The organism is Kitasatospora sp. NPDC036993, from assembly GCF_055607525.1.
On sequence record NZ_JBVJRP010000004.1, the window covers coordinates 482,339 to 498,991 of the forward strand.

The 16,653-nt window shown below is 75.0% G+C and carries 11 protein-coding genes; 7 read left to right on the forward strand and 4 right to left on the reverse strand.

The window, feature by feature from the left end; translation table 11 throughout:
- Nucleotides 1-13 precede the first annotated feature (13 nt).
- Nucleotides 14-2,740 (forward strand): ATP-dependent DNA helicase, encoded by a 2,727-nt coding sequence (locus tag ACZ7C5_RS11355; RefSeq protein ID WP_470322442.1) that lies wholly within the window; start codon nt 14-16, stop codon nt 2,738-2,740.
- A 4-nt stretch (nt 2,741-2,744) separates the two neighbouring features.
- Here ACZ7C5_RS11355 and ACZ7C5_RS11360 read toward each other — a convergent pair whose 3' ends face one another.
- Nucleotides 2,745-3,551: a M23 family metallopeptidase gene (locus ACZ7C5_RS11360; protein WP_470322443.1), complete on the reverse strand. Its 807-nt coding sequence runs from the start codon at nt 3,549-3,551 to the stop codon at nt 2,745-2,747.
- Between the two features lie 322 nt (nt 3,552-3,873).
- Between ACZ7C5_RS11360 and ACZ7C5_RS11365 the strand changes: the two genes are divergently transcribed.
- On the forward strand, nt 3,874-4,281 hold the full coding sequence (locus ACZ7C5_RS11365) for a cobalamin B12-binding domain-containing protein (protein WP_350503520.1): 408 nt from the start codon (nt 3,874-3,876) through the stop codon (nt 4,279-4,281).
- A 93-nt stretch (nt 4,282-4,374) separates the two neighbouring features.
- Here ACZ7C5_RS11365 and ACZ7C5_RS11370 read toward each other — a convergent pair whose 3' ends face one another.
- Together ACZ7C5_RS11370 and ACZ7C5_RS11375 are read right to left on the reverse strand one after the other, a co-directional pair.
- Nucleotides 4,375-5,964 carry a DUF5691 domain-containing protein gene (locus tag ACZ7C5_RS11370; protein ID WP_470322444.1) on the reverse strand — a complete coding sequence of 530 codons (1,590 nt, stop codon included), beginning with the start codon at nt 5,962-5,964 and terminating at the stop codon, nt 4,375-4,377.
- Nucleotides 5,965-5,975: 11 nt separating this feature from the next.
- Nucleotides 5,976-7,292, reverse strand: coding sequence for an SWIM zinc finger family protein (locus ACZ7C5_RS11375; RefSeq protein WP_401091285.1), 1,317 nt, complete (start codon nt 7,290-7,292; stop codon nt 5,976-5,978).
- Nucleotides 7,293-7,483: 191 nt separating this feature from the next.
- Between ACZ7C5_RS11375 and ACZ7C5_RS11380 the strand changes: the two genes are divergently transcribed.
- From ACZ7C5_RS11380 to sucD, 5 genes are all read left to right on the forward strand, one after another.
- On the forward strand, nt 7,484-8,566 hold the full coding sequence (locus tag ACZ7C5_RS11380) for an ATP-binding protein (protein ID WP_401091287.1): 1,083 nt from the start codon (nt 7,484-7,486) through the stop codon (nt 8,564-8,566).
- Nucleotides 8,563-10,935, forward strand: coding sequence for a DUF5682 family protein (locus ACZ7C5_RS11385; RefSeq protein WP_470322445.1), 2,373 nt, complete (start codon nt 8,563-8,565; stop codon nt 10,933-10,935). The genes ACZ7C5_RS11380 and ACZ7C5_RS11385 overlap by 4 nt, the downstream gene beginning before the upstream one ends.
- A gap of 75 nt (nt 10,936-11,010) precedes the next feature.
- Nucleotides 11,011-12,192 (forward strand): VWA domain-containing protein, encoded by a 1,182-nt coding sequence (locus ACZ7C5_RS11390; protein ID WP_401091291.1) that lies wholly within the window; start codon nt 11,011-11,013, stop codon nt 12,190-12,192.
- Nucleotides 12,193-12,495: 303 nt separating this feature from the next.
- Complete coding sequence (sucC, locus tag ACZ7C5_RS11395) at nt 12,496-13,668, forward strand: ADP-forming succinate--CoA ligase subunit beta (RefSeq protein ID WP_401091293.1); 1,173 nt, start codon at nt 12,496-12,498, stop codon at nt 13,666-13,668.
- Nucleotides 13,669-13,687: 19 nt separating this feature from the next.
- A complete protein-coding gene (sucD, locus tag ACZ7C5_RS11400; RefSeq protein ID WP_401091295.1) occupies nt 13,688-14,578 on the forward strand; it encodes a succinate--CoA ligase subunit alpha in 891 nt (296 codons plus the stop codon).
- Nucleotides 14,579-14,640: 62 nt separating this feature from the next.
- Here the strand turns inward: sucD and ACZ7C5_RS11405 are convergent, their stop codons facing one another.
- Complete coding sequence (locus tag ACZ7C5_RS11405) at nt 14,641-16,650, reverse strand: sigma factor-like helix-turn-helix DNA-binding protein (RefSeq protein WP_470322446.1); 2,010 nt, start codon at nt 16,648-16,650, stop codon at nt 14,641-14,643.
- Nucleotides 16,651-16,653 lie beyond the last annotated feature (3 nt).

Sequence of the window (16,653 nt, forward strand, 5' to 3'; positions counted from 1 at the left end):
GACTCGATGTGCCATGAGTAGCCTCTTTGACGACCTTCCGCTCCCCGGCTTCGAGGCACCCGCCGCCGGGTCGAAGCAGCCCGCCGCACCCGCCGAGGAGGAGCCTCCGCCGTACGAGGACGACGTCCCGTACGACGCGTACGAGGAGTCCATCCCGGAGGGGCTGTTCCGGACCGACCACGCCGCCGAGACCGAGCGGGACGCCTGGTACCGCAACGGTGCCGCGCGGACGGCGGTGGATCCGGCGCAGCTGCTGGAGGGGATGAACGACCCGCAGCGCGAGGCGGTGCTGCACGCGGGCTCGCCGCTGCTGATCGTGGCCGGCGCCGGCTCGGGCAAGACCCGGGTGCTGACCCACCGGATCGCCTACCTGCTGGGCGCCCGCGGCGTGCAGCCGGGCGAGATCCTGGCGATCACCTTCACCAACAAGGCCGCCGGCGAGATGCGCGAGCGCGTCGAGGCGCTGGTCGGCCCGCGCGCCCGGGCGATGTGGGTCTCCACCTTCCACAGCGCCTGCGTGCGCATCCTGCGCCGCGAGTCCAAGCAGCTGGGCTTCACCTCCAGCTTCTCGATCTACGACTCGTCCGACTCGCAGCGGCTGATGTCGCTGGTCTGCCGCGACCTCGACCTGGACCCGAAGCAGTTCCCGCCGAAGTCCTTCACGGCGAAGGTCAGCAACCTCAAGAACGAGCTGATCGACGAGGAGACCTTCGCCGACCAGGCCGCCAACCCGACGGAGAAGAAGCTCGCCGAGGCGTACGCGCTCTACCAGCGGCGGCTGCGCGAGGCCAACGCGCTGGACTTCGACGACATCATCATGACGACGGTGAACCTGCTCCAGGCCTTCCCCGACGTCGCCGAGCACTACCGGCGCCGGTTCCGGCACATCCTGGTCGACGAGTACCAGGACACCAACCACGCCCAGTACACGCTGGTCCGGGAGCTGAGCGGGGGGTCGGTCGGGGCCGCGCCGAAGCGCACCGCGGACGGCGACTTCGTGAACCCGGCCGCCGGGCAGCTCGCCGAGGTGCCGCCGGCCGAGCTGTGCGTGGTCGGTGACGCGGACCAGTCGATCTACGCCTTCCGCGGCGCGACGATCCGCAACATCCTCCAGTTCGAGGAGGACTACCCGAACGCGACCACGATCCTGCTGGAGCAGAACTACCGCTCCACCCAGACCATCCTGAGCGCCGCCAACGCCGTCATCGAGCGCAACGCCAACCGCCGCGAGAAGAAGCTCTGGACGGCCGGGGACCACGGCGAGAAGGTCGTCGGCTACGTCGCGGACGACGAGCACGGCGAGGCCCAGTTCATCGCCGACGAGATCGACCGGCTCACCGACCGGGGCGAGACCAAGCCCGGCGACGTCGCGATCTTCTACCGGACCAACGCCCAGTCCCGGGTGTTCGAGGAGGTGTTCATCCGGGTCGGCCTGCCGTACAAGGTGGTCGGCGGGGTGCGCTTCTACGAGCGCAAGGAGGTCAGGGACGTCCTGGCGTACCTGCGGGTGCTCTCCAACCCGGAGGACACCGTGCCGCTGCGCCGGATCCTCAACGTGCCCAAGCGCGGCATCGGTGAGCGGGCCGAGGCGATGGTCGACGCGCTGGCCGCGCGGGAGCGGATCTCCTTCGCCCAGGCGCTGGTGCGGGTCGACGAGGCGTACGGGATGGCCGCGCGCTCGGCCAACGCGGTGAAGAAGTTCAACACCCTGATGGCCGGGCTGCGCCAGGTGGTCGAGTCGGGCGCCGGCCCGGCGGCGGTGCTGGAGGCCGTCCTGGAGGAGACCGGCTACCTGGCCGAGCTCCAGGCCTCCACCGACCCGCAGGACGAGACCCGGGTGGAGAACCTCCAGGAGCTGGCCTCCGTCGCACTGGAGTACGAGCAGGACCCGGGCGAGCGGCCGGACGCCGGGGAGGAGGGCACGCCGCCGGTCGGCTCGCTGGCCGACTTCCTGGAGCGGGTCGCGCTGGTCGCCGACTCGGACCAGATCCCGGACGCGAAGCAGTACGGGACAGAAAAGCGAGGCCCGGACGCGAAGCAGTACGGGACAGAAAAGCGAGGCCCGGACGCGAAGCAGTACGGGACAGAAGGAGGAAGTCCGGACGAGGCCGAGGAGGGCCAGGGCGTCATCACGATGATGACCCTGCACACCGCCAAGGGCCTGGAGTTCCCGGTGGTCTTCCTGACCGGCATGGAGGACGGGATCTTCCCGCACATGCGGGCGCTCAACCAGGTCAAGGAGCTGGAGGAGGAGCGCCGCCTCGCGTACGTCGGGCTCACCCGGGCGCGCGAGCGGCTCTACCTGACCCGCTCGGTGCTGCGCAGCGCCTGGGGGCAGCCGGCCTACAACCCGGCCTCGCGGTTCCTGGAGGAGATCCCGGAGACGCTGGTGGAGTGGAAGCGCACCGGGGCTGCCCAGGCGCCGGTCCAGCGCGGTTACTCCTCGGGCTCGTCCTGGGGCAAGTCCTCGTCCGGGGGCGGGAGTCCGCGGACTTCCCCGTCGTCCTCGGCCGCGCCGAAGGCGGGCTGGGGGCAGTCCGCGCGGCGCGCCGGCAAGCCCGTCGTGGAGCGCGACGCCGTCTCGCTCGCGGTCGGCGACCGGGTCACCCACGACAGCTTCGGGCTGGGTATGGTGGTCGGCGTCACGGGCTTCGGCGACCGGGCGCAGGCCACCGTCGACTTCGGCACCGAGGGGCGCAAGCAGCTGCTGCTGCGCTACGCGCCGGTGGAGAAGCTGTAGGACCTCAGCGAGGGTCCAGTCCGTTCGAGAGGAACCAGGGCAGCGGGTCGACCGGCCCGCTGCCCTGCGGCCGGATCTCGAAGTGCAGGTGCGGACCGGTGCTGTTGCCGCTGCTGCCGACGAAGGCGATCACGTCGCCCTGCTTCACCGGGCCCTTGCGCACCTTGTACGCCCGCAGGTGGCAGTACCAGGCCTCGGTGCCGTCGGGCATCTTGAGGATCGTCATGTAGCCGTAGAACGCGTTCCACTGGGTGCGGACGGTGCCGTCGGTCACGGCGCGGACCTCGGAGCCGCCGTCCACCGGGAAGTCGATGCCGGTGTGCCGGTTGGCCCAGTGGGTGCCGGCCTCGCCGAACAGTTCGCCGAGGCCGTGCTGGGCGACCGGCATGACCACCGCGGGCCTGACCGGCTCGGGCGCCGGTTCGGGGGTGGGCTGCGCGGTGGGGGCCTCGGTGGGCTGGGTGCCGGCCAGCGGCTGCCGGGCGTCGCCGCGCGAGGCCGCCGGCTGGTCGCCGGTCGCGAGCGCCTGTGCGGCGGCCGCCTTCGCGGCCGGGTCGCCCGGGGCCTCGTCCGCCGCGACCTGCGGCCGCACCGGCCCGGCGGCCTGGGCGCGCTGCTGGTCCGCCTCCCCCTGCACCGTGATCGCCGCCGCGGCCGCCACCCCGAGCGCGGCCACCGACGGCAGCGCCACCCGCAGCAGCGCCGTCCGGGTGGCCGCCCTGGCGGCGCCGCGGCGCTGGGCGCGGGACTGTTCGCGGGCGGCGAGGCGCAGCTCCGCGCGGGTCGGACGGGCGGCTGCTTCGGGAGCCATCGGGGGCTGCCTCCTCGGTGGGCCTCGGACGTCGTCGGACGAGGGAAAACAGCCGTGACTGTAGCTCCAAGGCCGGCGCCCCGGAAAACCCCCCGGATGTCAAGGGGTCGGCCGGGGGGTCTGTGCGGAGGTTGCGGGAAGGACGGGTATACCCGCTGGTAGCAAGGGCCGGAGCTGTGACTTTGCCCTCCTCTTCGGGGGTGGCACGGCCAACCGCGCCGGGTGGCGCTAACCTCCCCTCAGGTTGGTTATCGACCGTTAACCGCGCCGGCGGCCCACGAGGTCCGGTCGGAGGGTGGACGACGAGGTCCAGGAGGCAGTCATGAGTGTGTCGGGGCCGATCCGTGTGGTGGTCGCCAAGCCGGGGCTCGACGGTCACGACCGTGGTGCCAAGGTCATCGCGCGCGCCCTGCGCGACGCCGGTATGGAGGTCATCTACACCGGACTGCACCAGACGCCCGAGCAGGTCGTCGACACCGCGATCCAGGAGGACGCGGACGGCATCGGGCTGTCGATCCTCTCCGGCGCCCACATGACGCTGTGCGCGCGGGTGCTGGAGCTGCTGAAGGAACGCGACGCGGAGGACATCAAGGTCTTCTGCGGGGGGATCATCCCGGACGAGGACATCGCCGAGCTCAAGGCGATGGGCGTCGCCGACATCTTCACCCCGGGCACGCCGACCAGGGACGTGGTCGCCTGGGTCGAGGCGAACCTGCGCGCCGCCGGCTGAGGACGGACGCGCCGGGCGGGCCGGTCCCCTCGGGGGCCGGCCCGCTCCGTCGTGCCCGGGCGCTCCGCCGTACCCCGGCTCCGGGCCCCGGGCTCAGCCCGTCAGCTCCGCGAGCATCGCCGCCCGGAAGCGCAGGGTGCCGGCCAGCCGGGCGAAGGTCTCGGACCAGGCGGAGTCGGGGGCGGCCTCGGCGGCCAGCCGTTCCACCGCGGCGGCCGTCTCCGGGGCGAGCGCGCGCTCCGTCATCCCGAGCACCCCGCTGTGGCTCCACGGGTACGCCCCGGAGGCGGCGGCCCCGGCCAGGGCGGTGACCACGGCGGTGGACAGCGGCGGCGTCCACGGGGTGGCGCAGGCGCCGAGCAGCTGGAAGGCCTCGCCCAGCCCGTGCGCCTCGATGAACGCGGCCGTCCAGACGGCCCGTTCCCGCGGCGGGAGGACGGCCAGCAGCTTGGCCGGGGCGCCGGTGGTGCGCGGCGCGCGGGCCCGCGCACCGCGTCCGGTGGGCGCCGGGCCGAGCAGTGCCCGGGCCCAGCCGGCGTCCTGCTGGCGGACGGCGGCCCGTGCCCAGGCCTCCCGCAGGTCGTCGGCCCAGCTGCTGCTGGTCTCGTCGATGCTGTCGCCGACCCGCAGGGCGAGCAGCTGCCCGGGCGTCAGCCCGGTGCTCTCCGACCAGACCCGGAGCGGTGCGGCGGCCACCACCTCGCCGAACCACCAGGCCCGTTCGCCGCGCCCGGTGGGCGACTTGGGCGCGATCCCGTCGCGCTGCATCCGCGGGTCGCACTCGGCGGGCGGGGTGACCAGCAGGTGCGTGCCGGCGCAGGCGAGCCGGACGGCGGCCCGCGCCCGCTCGGCCATCCGGCCGGCCAGCGCCGAGCCGGGCAGGGTGGAGAGCAGCTCGGCGGCGGTGGCCCGGACGTTCTTGCTGCGGTCGCCGAGGGCGGCCTCCAGGAACGGTTCGTCGGCGGGGGAGAGGCCGTCCTGGAGGGCGTCCAGGAAGAGCAGGCGGTCCTCGGCGCGCTCGGTGGACCAGGTGCCGCGCAGCAACTCCAGCCCCGCGGCGGGGTCGTGGCGGCGCAGCAGCGTGAGATGGGTGACCCGCTCGGCGAACAGGCCCTCGTGCCACACCTGGTGGTCGGCCGGGTCGTCCTCACGCCGGACCGCGTCCTGGTCGGCGGTGCGCAGCACGAACCGCCAGTCGGGGTTCTGCTCGGCCAGCCAGCGGCCGGGCGGACCGGCCAGCGCCACGGCGTCGGCGCGCAGTTCGCCGCGGGCCCGGGCGGCGTCGAGCAGGCCGGGTATCAGCGCGGCGGGCGGGCGCAGGCCCAGGGCCCTGGCGGTGCCGAGCCACTGCGGGAGCAGCTCGGCGAGGTTGGCCTGGGCGCCGCCGCCGCTGCCGGACCGGCCCGAGAGCAGGACGGCCAGCCGGCGGGCGGCCGGTTCGGGTAGTTCGGGGCGGGCGTCCTCGGCCGCGGGCGGTCCCGGCGGATCGGTGGCCGGTACGGGCAGTGCCCCGGCCCGGCGGCGGACGGTGGCCAGGGCGGCCAGCTCCAGCAGGGCGGTGGCCGGGTCACCCCGGTCCACGGCGTCGGCGAGCGGCAGGGCGGTGGCCGGGAGCGGGCGGCGCTCGGTGCCGAGCAGGGCGCTGGTGCGCAGGGTCTCCCACGGGTCCTGGGTGGTCGTCATGCCGGGTCCTCCTAAGCGTTGGTGAGGCCGACCGGGCGCCGGCCGGCGGCCCAGGCCGTGACCGGGGTGAAGCCCTGGTGGCCGTACTCGCCGAAGACCGTCAGCGGGTGGCCGGTGGAGACCGCGGCCAGCCGCCACAGCGCCGTCTCCGGGACGGCCGAGGCGTGGACCGGCACGGTGTGGTGGCCGTCCGTCAGGTACCAGCCGTCCGGGGTGCGGACCGGGACGACGTCGGCGAGGACGGTCGGCCGGCTCTCCAGCCACGGGTCGTCGGCGACGGCGGTGCCGTAGCCGGCCACCGCCTCGGCGACGGTGAGGCCGGCGGGCGGGTCGGCGGGGCCGGGCTCGGGGGCGCCGTAGCGTTCCCCGAGCTCGGCGCGGAGCGGGTGGGCGCCGGGGAAGTAGGCGAGGCCGGCCTCCACCACCCGGCCGGTCGGCAGGGCGAGGGCGGGCGCCTGGCCCTGGTGGCCGAAGGAGAGCAGCAGGGCCAGGCGGCCGGTCTTGGCGCCGCGCAGCCAGATCCGGCGGGTGGTGAGCCGCTCGTCGGTGCCCCCTTCCATCGGCGCCGTCCTGGTGCCGAGCACCAGCCAGCGGTCGCGGACGGTGGGGTCCGTCCGGCTGGTGTCCGCGGGGTAGCCGACCCGGGTGCGGACGGTGGCGGCCAGCCCGGCCGGCAGCTCGTCCGTCCGGGTGGCGGCGGTGGCGAGCAGGTGCAGCATCGCGTACTCCTCCAGCAGCCGCTCCTGCGGCAGCGCGTCCAGTTCGCGGACCCGGGTGGCCAGGCCGGGGGCCTGGGCGTCGACCATCCGGGCGGCGACCTCCCCCCAGGGCCCGGCGGTGGACTGGTCGGCCAGGCCGTGCCGCACCCGGTCGGCCAGCCGCAGCCGCAGCTCCGCGGCCCCGGCCGCGACGTTGGCGGCGCGCTTCTCGGCCCGGCGCCGGGCGGCCTCCGGATCGACCGGCTTCCTGGCGCCCTTCGCACCCTCCTCGGCGCGCTTGCGGCGGGACGCGAGCCACTCGGCCGCCCACTCGGCGGGCTCGCCGGCCGCGACGGCCTCCGGGGAGCCGCTCCACAGCAGGAGGAGCCCGAGCGCGTGCTTGCACGGGAACTTCCGGCTGGGGCAGTTGCACTGGTAGGCGGGCGTGGCGAGTTCGATCGCGGTGCGGTACGGCGTGCGGCCGCTGCCCTTGCACTCGCCCCAGACCGCGTCGCCGTCGGTGCCGGTGCCGGACCACGGCGCGGGCGAGGAGAGCTTGCCCGCGGCCTTCTGCGAGGGGGCGTCAGGGGCCAGGGACAGGACGTGTTCGGTGCTCCAGCGTTCCTCCATGCGACCGACCGTAGGCGGGGCCACTGACAGTGGCTGACGGCCCGTCCGGAGCCCCGCGCCGGGCCGGCGGCCGATGTCAGTGGCCCGGTGCAGGGTGGTTCCCACAGGCCGGGACGCCGACCTGGCTCCCCCCGATCACCCTGCCGCCCGGGGCACCCGTGTGCCCGGCGGCCGACCCGAAGGAGCCCGAGATGACCGACGTTCTGCGGCAGCACGCCGAGGACGCCTTCGCCGGTGAACTGGCCGCGCTGGCCGGGCAGGACGACCGTCCGCGTCCCGAGCGCTGGAAGCTCTCGCCGTGGGCCGTGGCGACGTACCTGCTCGGCGGCGAACTGCCCGACGGCACCCGGATCACCCCCAAGTACGTCGGCCCGCGCCGGGTCGTCGAGGTCGCTGTGACGACCCTGGCGACGGACCGCGCGCTGCTGCTGCTCGGCGTGCCGGGCACCGCGAAGACCTGGGTGTCCGAGCACCTGGCCGCGGCGATCAGCGGCGACTCCACGATGCTGGTGCAGGGCACCGCCGGCACCCCGGAGGAGGCCGTCCGGTACGGCTGGAACTACGCCCGGCTGCTCACCCGCGGCCCCGGCCCGGACGCGCTGGTGCCCTCGCCGCTGATGCGGGCGATGGCCGACGGCAAGATCGCCCGGGTCGAGGAACTCACCCGCATCCCGGCCGACGTGCAGGACAGTCTGATCACCATCCTGTCCGAGAAGACGCTCCCGATACCGGAGTTGGGATCCGAGACGCAGGCGGTGCGCGGCTTCAACGTGATCGCCACCGCCAACGACCGCGACCGCGGCGTCAACGAGCTGTCCAGCGCGCTGCGCCGCCGCTTCAACACCGTGGTGCTGCCGCTGCCGGGCTCGCTGGACGAGGAGGTCGACATCGTCACCCGCCGGGTCGGCCAGCTCGGCCGCTCCCTGGAACTGCCCGAACTGCCCGGCGGCGCCGAGGAGATCAGGCGGGTGGTGACCGTCTTCCGCGAGCTGCGGGCCGGGATCACGGTGGACGGCCGGACGAAGGTCAAGACCCCGAGCGGCACCCTGTCCACCGCCGAGGCGATCTCGGTGGTGACCAACGGGATGGCCCTGGCCACCCACTTCGGCGACGGCGTGCTGCGCGCCGGGGACGTTGCGGCCGGCATCCTCGGCGCCGTCGTCCGCGACCCGGTGGCGGACCGGGCGGTCTGGCGCGAGTACGTCGAAGGGGTGGTGCGCGAGCGCGACGGCTGGAAGGACTTCTACCGCGCCGCCCGCGAGGTGGCGGTATGACCGAGGCCGAGGTCGCCCTGCTGGGCATCCGCCACCACGGCCCCGGCTCGGCCAGGGCGGTGGCCGCCGCGCTGGCGCAGTGGCGGCCCGACGCGGTGCTGATCGAGGGCCCGCCGGAGGCCGACGGCATCGTGCACCTGGCCGCAGGGAAGGACCTGGTCCCGCCGGTGGCGCTGCTCGCCCACGCGGTGGACGACCCGGCGAAGGCCGCCTTCTGGCCGTACGCCGAGTTCTCCCCGGAGTGGGTGGCGATCCGGTACGCCGTGGAGCTCGACCTGCCGGTCCGCTTCATCGACCTGCCCGCCGGGTACGGCTTCGCGCCGGCCCCGGAGGACGCCGATGGCGCCGCCGCCGATGCCGATGCCGACGCCGAGTTGCCCGCCGACCCGCTGGCGCTGCTCGCCGAGGCGGCCGGGCACGACGACCCGGAGCGCTGGTGGGAGGACGTGGTCGAGCACCGCGCGCCCGGCGCCGACGCGCTGGCGCCGTTCGCCGCCGTCGCCGAGGCGATGGGCGCCCTGCGCGCCGAGGGCCTCGCCGAGTCCCGCCGGGACCTCCGGCGCGAGGCGTACATGCGTCAGCAGATCCGCGCCGCCCGCCGGGCCGGGCACCGCAGGATCGCCGTGGTCTGCGGGGCCTTCCACGTCCCCGCGCTGGAACGGATGCCCACCGCCGCCCACGACCGGGCGCTGCTCGCCGAGCTGCCGAAGAAGACCAGGACGGACATCACCTGGGTGCCGTGGACGCACCGCCGGCTCTCCCAGGCCACCGGCTACGGCGCGGGCGTGCGGTCGCCCGGCTGGTACCACCACCTGTTCACCACCGACGGCGACCCGGTGCCGCGCTGGCTCACCCGGGCCGCCGGCCTGCTGCGCGCCGAGGACCACCCGGTCTCCTCCGCGCACGTGATCGAGGCGGTCCGGCTGGCCGGGACCCTGGCCGTGCTGCGCGGCCGCCCGCTCGCCGGGCTGACCGAGACCCTGGACGCCGTCCGCGCGGTGCTCTGCGAGGGTTCGGACGTCGCCCTGGAGCTGGTCAGGGACCGCCTGGTGGTCGGCGACGCGCTCGGCGAGGTCCCCGACGCCGCCCCCGCGGTGCCGCTCCAGCGCGACCTGACCCGGCTGCAGCGCTCGCTGCGGCTCAAGCCCGAGGCCGCGCCGAAGGACGTCGGCCTCGACCTGCGCAAGGAGACCGACGCGGCCCGCTCCCGGCTGCTGCACCGGCTGCGGCTGCTGGGCGTGGACTGGGGGGTGCCCGCGCGCTCCTCGGTGAACTCGACCGGGACGTTCCGGGAGAGCTGGCGGCTGTGCTGGCAGCCCGAGTTCGCGGTCCGGATCGCCGAGGCCGCCCAGTGGGGCACCACGGTCGAGGAGGCGGCGGTCAACAAGGCCGTCGGCACCGCCCGCGCCGCCGGGGAACTGGCCGAGCTGACCGGCTTGGTGGAGACCTGCCTGCTGGCCGGGCTGTCCGGCGCGCTGCCCGCCGTGATGCGGGTGCTCGCCGACTGCGCGGCCCTGGACACGGACGTGGCCCACCTCGCGGGCGCGCTGCCCGCCCTGGTCCGCGCGCTGCGCTACGGCGACGTGCGCGGCACCGACCACGGCGCGCTCGCCGGGGCGGCCTCGGGCCTGGCCGAGCGGATCTGCGTCGGGCTGCCGCCCGCCTGCGTCGGCCTGGACGCGGAGAGCGCGGCGGCGATGCGCGGCCGTCTCGACGAGGTGCACGGCGCGATCGGCCTGCTGGCCTCCGACACCGGCGGCACCGCCGCCACCGGGCCGGGGCCCTCGGACCCCAAGGGCCCGGGGGGTCCCGATGACCCCGACGGTCTGACCGGTCTGGCCGACCGCTGGGCCGCCGCCCTGCGCTCGCTGGCCCGCCGCGAGCCGGCCGGCGGACCGGCCACCGGCGCCCCCGGACTGCTGCGCGGCCGGGCCGTACGGCTGCTGCTGGACGACGGACGGCTCGACTCCGAGGAGGCCGGCCGGCGGCTCCGGCTGGTGCTCTCGGTCGCCAACGCCCCCGCGGACGCGGCCGGTTGGGTCGAGGGCTTCCTCACCGGCGGCGGCGCCCTGCTGCTGCACGACCCCCGGCTGCTCGCCCTGCTGGACGAGTGGCTGACCGGGGTGAGCGGCGAGGTCTTCACCGACGTCCTGCCGCTGCTGCGCCGTACCTTCGCCGGGCTGGAGGCCGGGGTGCGCAGCACCGTCGGCGGCCGGGTCGCGGCCGGCCCGCTCGGCGAGCCCCCGGCGGCCCCTGCGGCGGCCCGCGAGCTGGACCGGGCCCGCGCCGACGCCGCCGTCCCGGTGGTGGCCCTGCTGCTCGGCATCCGCCCGAAGATCCCCCGGCAGGCCGCCGGCCGCGACACCTGACACCCGCCGTACCGCCGGCACCCGCCGTACCGATCACCTGCCCCACCGCAGGACCCGCTGAAGGAGGAGGACGAGATGGCAGCGCCCACGACCGACGAACGGCTGCGCCGCTGGCGGCTGGTGCTCGGCGGCGAGGCCGACGGCACCGGCCGCACCCTGCACGGCCGCGACGCCGCGATGGACGGCGCCCTCGCCGCGCTCTACCGCGGCGCCCCCGAGGAGGGCGCCAGGACGGCCCGCGGCGGCCGCCGCAGTGCCGGGCTGGGCGGCTCGGCCCCGCAGGTGGCCCGCTGGCTGGGCGACATCCGCGAGTACTTCCCGTCCACCGTCGTCCAGCTGATGCAGCAGGACGCGATCACCAGGCTCGGCCTGGACCGGCTGCTGCTGGAGCCGGAGATGCTGGAGGCCGTCGAGCCGGACGTGCACCTGGTCGGCACCCTGCTCTCGCTCAAGCACGCGCTGCCCGAGACCACCAGGGAGACCGCCAGGGCGGTGGTCGGCAAGGTGGTCGCCGACCTGGAGCGCCGGCTCGCCGACCGCACCCGGGCCACCCTCGGCGGCGCCCTCGACCGCAGCGCCAAGGTGAACCGGCCGCGCCACCGCGACATCGACTGGGACCGCACCATCCGGGCCAACCTGAGGAACTACCTGCCCGAGCACGGCACCGTCGTCCCCGAGCGGCTGGTCGGCTACGCCCGCGCCCAGCACGCCGTGAAGAAGGACGTCATCCTCTGCGTGGACCAGTCGGGCTCGATGGCGCCCTCGGTCGTGCACTCGGCGGTCTTCGGCGCGGTGCTCTCCTCGATGCGCACCCTGGACACCCGGCTGGTCGTCTTCGACACCTCGGTGGTCGACCTCACCGAACAGCTCACCGATCCGGTCGACGTCCTGTTCGCCACCCAGCTCGGCGGCGGCACCGACATCAACCGCGCGCTCGCCTACTGCCAGTCGAAGATCACCCGGCCCTCCGAGACCGTCGTGGTGCTGATCAGCGACCTGTACGAGGGCGGCATCAGGGACGGCATGCTCAAGCGGGTCGCCGCGATGAAGGCGGCCGGCGTCCAGTTCATCGCGCTGCTCGCGCTCTCCGACGAGGGGGCCCCGGCGTACGACCACGCGCACGCCGCCGCCCTCGCCTCGCTCGGCGCGCCCGCCTTCGCCTGCACCCCGGACGCCTTCCCCGAGATCATGGCGGCGGCGATCGAGAAGCGCCCGATCCCGCGGAGTCTGATCGAGGGGGCCGGCGGGGGAGCTTGAGGGTTCACCCGGATGCGCTAATCGGCCGGATCGGCGGACCGGGCGTCCACCCGGTCCTTCCTGGCCTTCTGTGACGGTTCTCACCCAAGACGGGCAGGCCCCGGGCGGAATGGTCCCGTCCCACGGGGATAACCTGCCAGACGGACGTGACGCGCGTGTTGATTGACGTGAGCGCCCGTGGCTGTGTGGGCCGCAAGGCCGTACCTCTGCGTACCCGCACCGCCCCGACGACCCGCAGCGAAGATCCTGCCGTGGCACGCTCGTAGAGACACAATCCGCGACCACGAACAAGGACGAACACACGTGGACCTGTTCGAGTACCAGGCGAGGGACCTCTTCGCCAAGCACGGTGTGCCCGTGCTTGACGGTGATGTCATCGAGACCCCCGAAGCGGCTCGCGCCATCGCCGAGCGCTTCGGCGGACGCGCCGTCGTCAAGGCTCAGGTGAAGGTCGGCGGCCGCGGCAAGGCCGGTGGCGTCAAGCTCGCCGCCGACCCGGCCGACGCCGTCGCCAAGGCCGAGGCGATCCTCGGTATGGACATCAAGGGCCACACCGTTCACAAGGTGATGCTGGCCCAGACCGCGGACATCAAGGACGAGTACTACGTCTCGTTCCTGCTGGACCGTACCAACCGCACCTTCCTGGCCATGGCCAGCGTCGAGGGCGGCGTGGAGATCGAGGTCGTCGCCGAGCAGAACCCCGAGGCGCTCGCCAAGATCCCGGTCGACGCCAACGAGGGCTGCACCCCGGAGAAGGCCGCCGAGATCGTCGCCGCGGCGAAGTTCCCGGCCGAGATCGCCGACCAGGTCGCCGACGTCCTGCAGAAGCTGTGGACCGTCTTCATCAAGGAGGACGCCCTCCTCGTCGAGGTCAACCCGCTGATCAAGTCCGGTGACGGCAAGATCATCGCGCTCGACGGCAAGGTCTCGCTGGACGAGAACGCCGAGTTCCGCCAGCCCGAGCACGAGGCCCTGGAGGACAAGGCCGCGGCCAACCCGCTGGAGGCCGCCGCCAAGGCCAAGGGCCTGAACTACGTCAAGCTCGACGGCCAGGTCGGCATCATCGGCAACGGCGCGGGCCTCGTCATGAGCACCCTCGACGTGGTCGCCTACGCCGGTGAGAACCACGGCGGCGTCAAGCCCGCCAACTTCCTCGACATCGGCGGCGGCGCCTCCGCCGAGGTCATGGCGAACGGCCTGGAGATCATCCTGGGCGACCCCGACGTCAAGTCGGTCTTCGTCAACGTCTTCGGCGGCATCACCGCGTGCGACGCGGTCGCCAACGGCATCGTGCAGGCCCTGGAGCTCCTTGCGAGCAAGGGCGAGAACGTCACCAAGCCGCTGGTCGTCCGCCTGGACGGCAACAACGCGGAGCTGGGTCGCAAGATCCTCGACGACGCGAACCACCCGCTGGTCCAGCGTGTGGACACCATGGACGGCGCCGCTGACCGCGCCGCCGAGCTGGCCAACAAGTAAGGAAGGGGACTTCACAACCATGGCTATCTTCCTTACCAAGGACAGCAAGGTCATCGTCCAGGGCATGACCGGCTCCGAGGGCATGAAGCACACTCGCCGCATGCTCGCCTCCGGCACCCAGATCGTCGGCGGTGTCAACCCGCGCAAGGCCGGCACCACGGTAGACGTCGACGGCACCGAGGTGCCCGTCTTCGGCACCGTCGCCGAGGCCATCGAGAAGACCGGTGCCGACGTCACCGTCATCTTCGTGCCGCCGAAGTTCACCAAGGACGCCGTCGTCGAGGCCGTCGACGCCGAGATCGGCCTCGCGGTCGTCATCACCGAGGGCGTCCCGGTGCACGACACCGCCGCCTTCTGGGCGCACGCCGGTGCCAAGGGCAACAAGACCCGCATCATCGGCCCGAACTGCCCCGGCCTGATCAGCCCCGGGCAGTCGAACGCCGGCATCATCCCGGCCGACATCACCACCTCCGGCAAGATCGGCCTGGTCTCGAAGTCCGGCACCCTGACCTACCAGCTCATGTACGAGCTGCGGGACATCGGCTTCACCTCGGCCGTCGGCATCGGTGGCGACCCGGTCATCGGCACCACCCACATCGACGCGCTCAAGGCCTTCCAGGAGGACCCGGAGACCGAGCTCATCGTCATGATCGGTGAGATCGGTGGCGACGCCGAGGAGCGTGCCGCGGACTTCATCAAGGCGAACGTGACCAAGCCGGTCGTCGGCTACGTCGCGGGCTTCACCGCTCCCGAGGGCAAGACCATGGGCCACGCCGGCGCCATCGTCTCGGGCTCCTCGGGCACCGCCCAGGCGAAGAAGGAGGCCCTCGAGGCCGCCGGTGTCAAGGTCGGCAAGACGCCGTCCGAGACCGCCCGCCTGGCCCGCGAGATCATCGCCGCCCAGGCCTGATCCCGCCCCGCGCGTGACGAGCGCCCCCGCCCTTCCCGGGCGGGGGCGCTCGTCGTTCCGGCTCAGCGGCCCTTCGGCCCCGTCGTGCAGGGCAGCGGCGACCACAGCGGACAGGCCACCGGGCCCTGCGGCGGGGGAGCGGCACCCCGGGCCGCCGCCGGCAGCTCCCAGCGCGCGGCCGCCTGCGGCTGCGGCTCCATCAGGACGGCCTCCAGCCCGGGCGCCGGGCTGCACCAGATGCTGGTGATGCCGTTCGGCTCCCGGCCGGGCCGCAGCGGCACGCCGGGTTCCTCCGCCTCCGCTCCGGCGGACAGGCACGGCGCGGGCGCCGGCGGGGCCGGCGGCCGGAACAGCTCCGCCGGGCGCACCCCCGCCAGGGTCGCCAGCGTCGCCCCGCCCACCGCCACCGTCAGCAGCGCCGCCGCGCCCGTCCGGCCTGCCGCCCACAGCCGGTGCCTGGCCCACAGCACCGGCACCGGCGTCCGGTACGGCTCCGGGCACCCGCGCACCGCCGCCCGGTGCAGCAGTCCGCTCAGCCCGTCCGCGAAGCCCGGCGCCGCCGGGTCGGCACCGACCAGCTCGGGCACCCACCGGGCCAGCGCCGCCCGGGCGGCCCACACCCGGCCCTCGGCCGCCGCCAGGGTGGACTCCACCTCCACCGCGACCGCCACGGCCGGCAGGCCGAGTCCGTCGTGCAGCACCAGCGCCCGGCGCTGCGGCCTGGACAGCCGCTTGAGCGCCTTCAGCAGCGCCCGGTCCCGGTCGGTCAGCCGGTCGTGGTCCGGCAGCACGGCCTGGGACTCGTCGGCGGGCCGCACCTTGATCCGCCGGTGCGGCAGCCGCCACGCGTGCGCCCGCCGGGGGCCGCCCCGGTGCCACGGCGACAGCGCCAGCTCGCAGGCCCTGACCCGGACCCACCCCTCCGGGCTCCCCGAGCGGGCCACCGCGCCCCAGCTCCGCCGGGCGTCCCCGAACGCCCGCCGTACGCAGTGCACGGCCCGGTGCCGGCAGGCGGTCAGCAGGAAGACCTGCTGGACCAGCCGGGTGTGGGCCGACTCGTAGAGCTCCTCGAAACCGATCACCGGGGGGAACGGGGGTTCCGCGTCGAGGTCGTCGTCCGCGCCCGAGGGCGCGACGGCGGCCAGCGCCGCCTGCCCGGGGCCGACGGGCAGGGCCGGGGGTGTGGGCGGGGGTGTGGCGGCGTCGTGCTGTCCGGTCTCCCGGGTGCGGTCGGGCTCGGCGGCGATGGGCTCCACGGGCCCGGCGGCCTGAGGCTGCCCGTCGTCCGTCTGCTGCGCGGCCGGGGGCCGACGGGGTGGGCCGCCGTCGCCGGCAGCGCCGGTCGGGGCTGTCGGCCCATGGCCGACGCCAGGGGACGGGCGCCCGTCGGGGGCCTGGGTGCTCTCCGGCCTGACCGGTCCGGGGTCCGCGGGGGGCGCCGGTGTGCGGCTCGTACCGGAGGGCTGACCATGCCCGTCGCCCGCCGTCGGTGCGGCGGGGCGTGCCGCCGGGCCGGTGGGCGCGCATTCCTCCTGCGCGCGCCCGGCGGCCGGTGGCGCGCCGCCGGGTGGGGCGGGGGAGGAGCCCTGGCACGGGTTCCCGGCCGCAGTCCCCGGCCCTGCGTCGCCGAGGGCACCAGGGGTGGGCTTCCCGGTCCTGGGGCGGCGACGCTTCCCGTTCGTGCCCTTCGGCTCCTTCGCGCCCGTCGCTGTGGCCGGTCCCGTCGGCATCGGCCCCGCCGAGGGGGGTTCGGCGTCCGCGGCCGCTTCCGGGCCGGCCGGGGCGGGGTCCGCGGGGGGCGGCAGCGAGCCGGCCAGCAGGGCGAGGGCCTCGGCCTCGGTGCGGGCGCCGAGCTTGCGCAGGGCGCGCTGGAGGTAGCTGCGGGCCGTGGTGGGGGTGACCCCGAGGGTGGCGGCGGTGCGGGGGAGGTCGTGGCCGGCCGCGAGGTGGGCCAGGGCCTGGGCCTCACGGGGGGTCAGCTTCCGCAGCAGGCGGCCCGCGTCGGTCTCGGCGCGGGCTGGGCTGCGGTGGCGCTCCGGAGTGGGGGAGTCGGCGGTGGGCGGCGTGGCCATCAG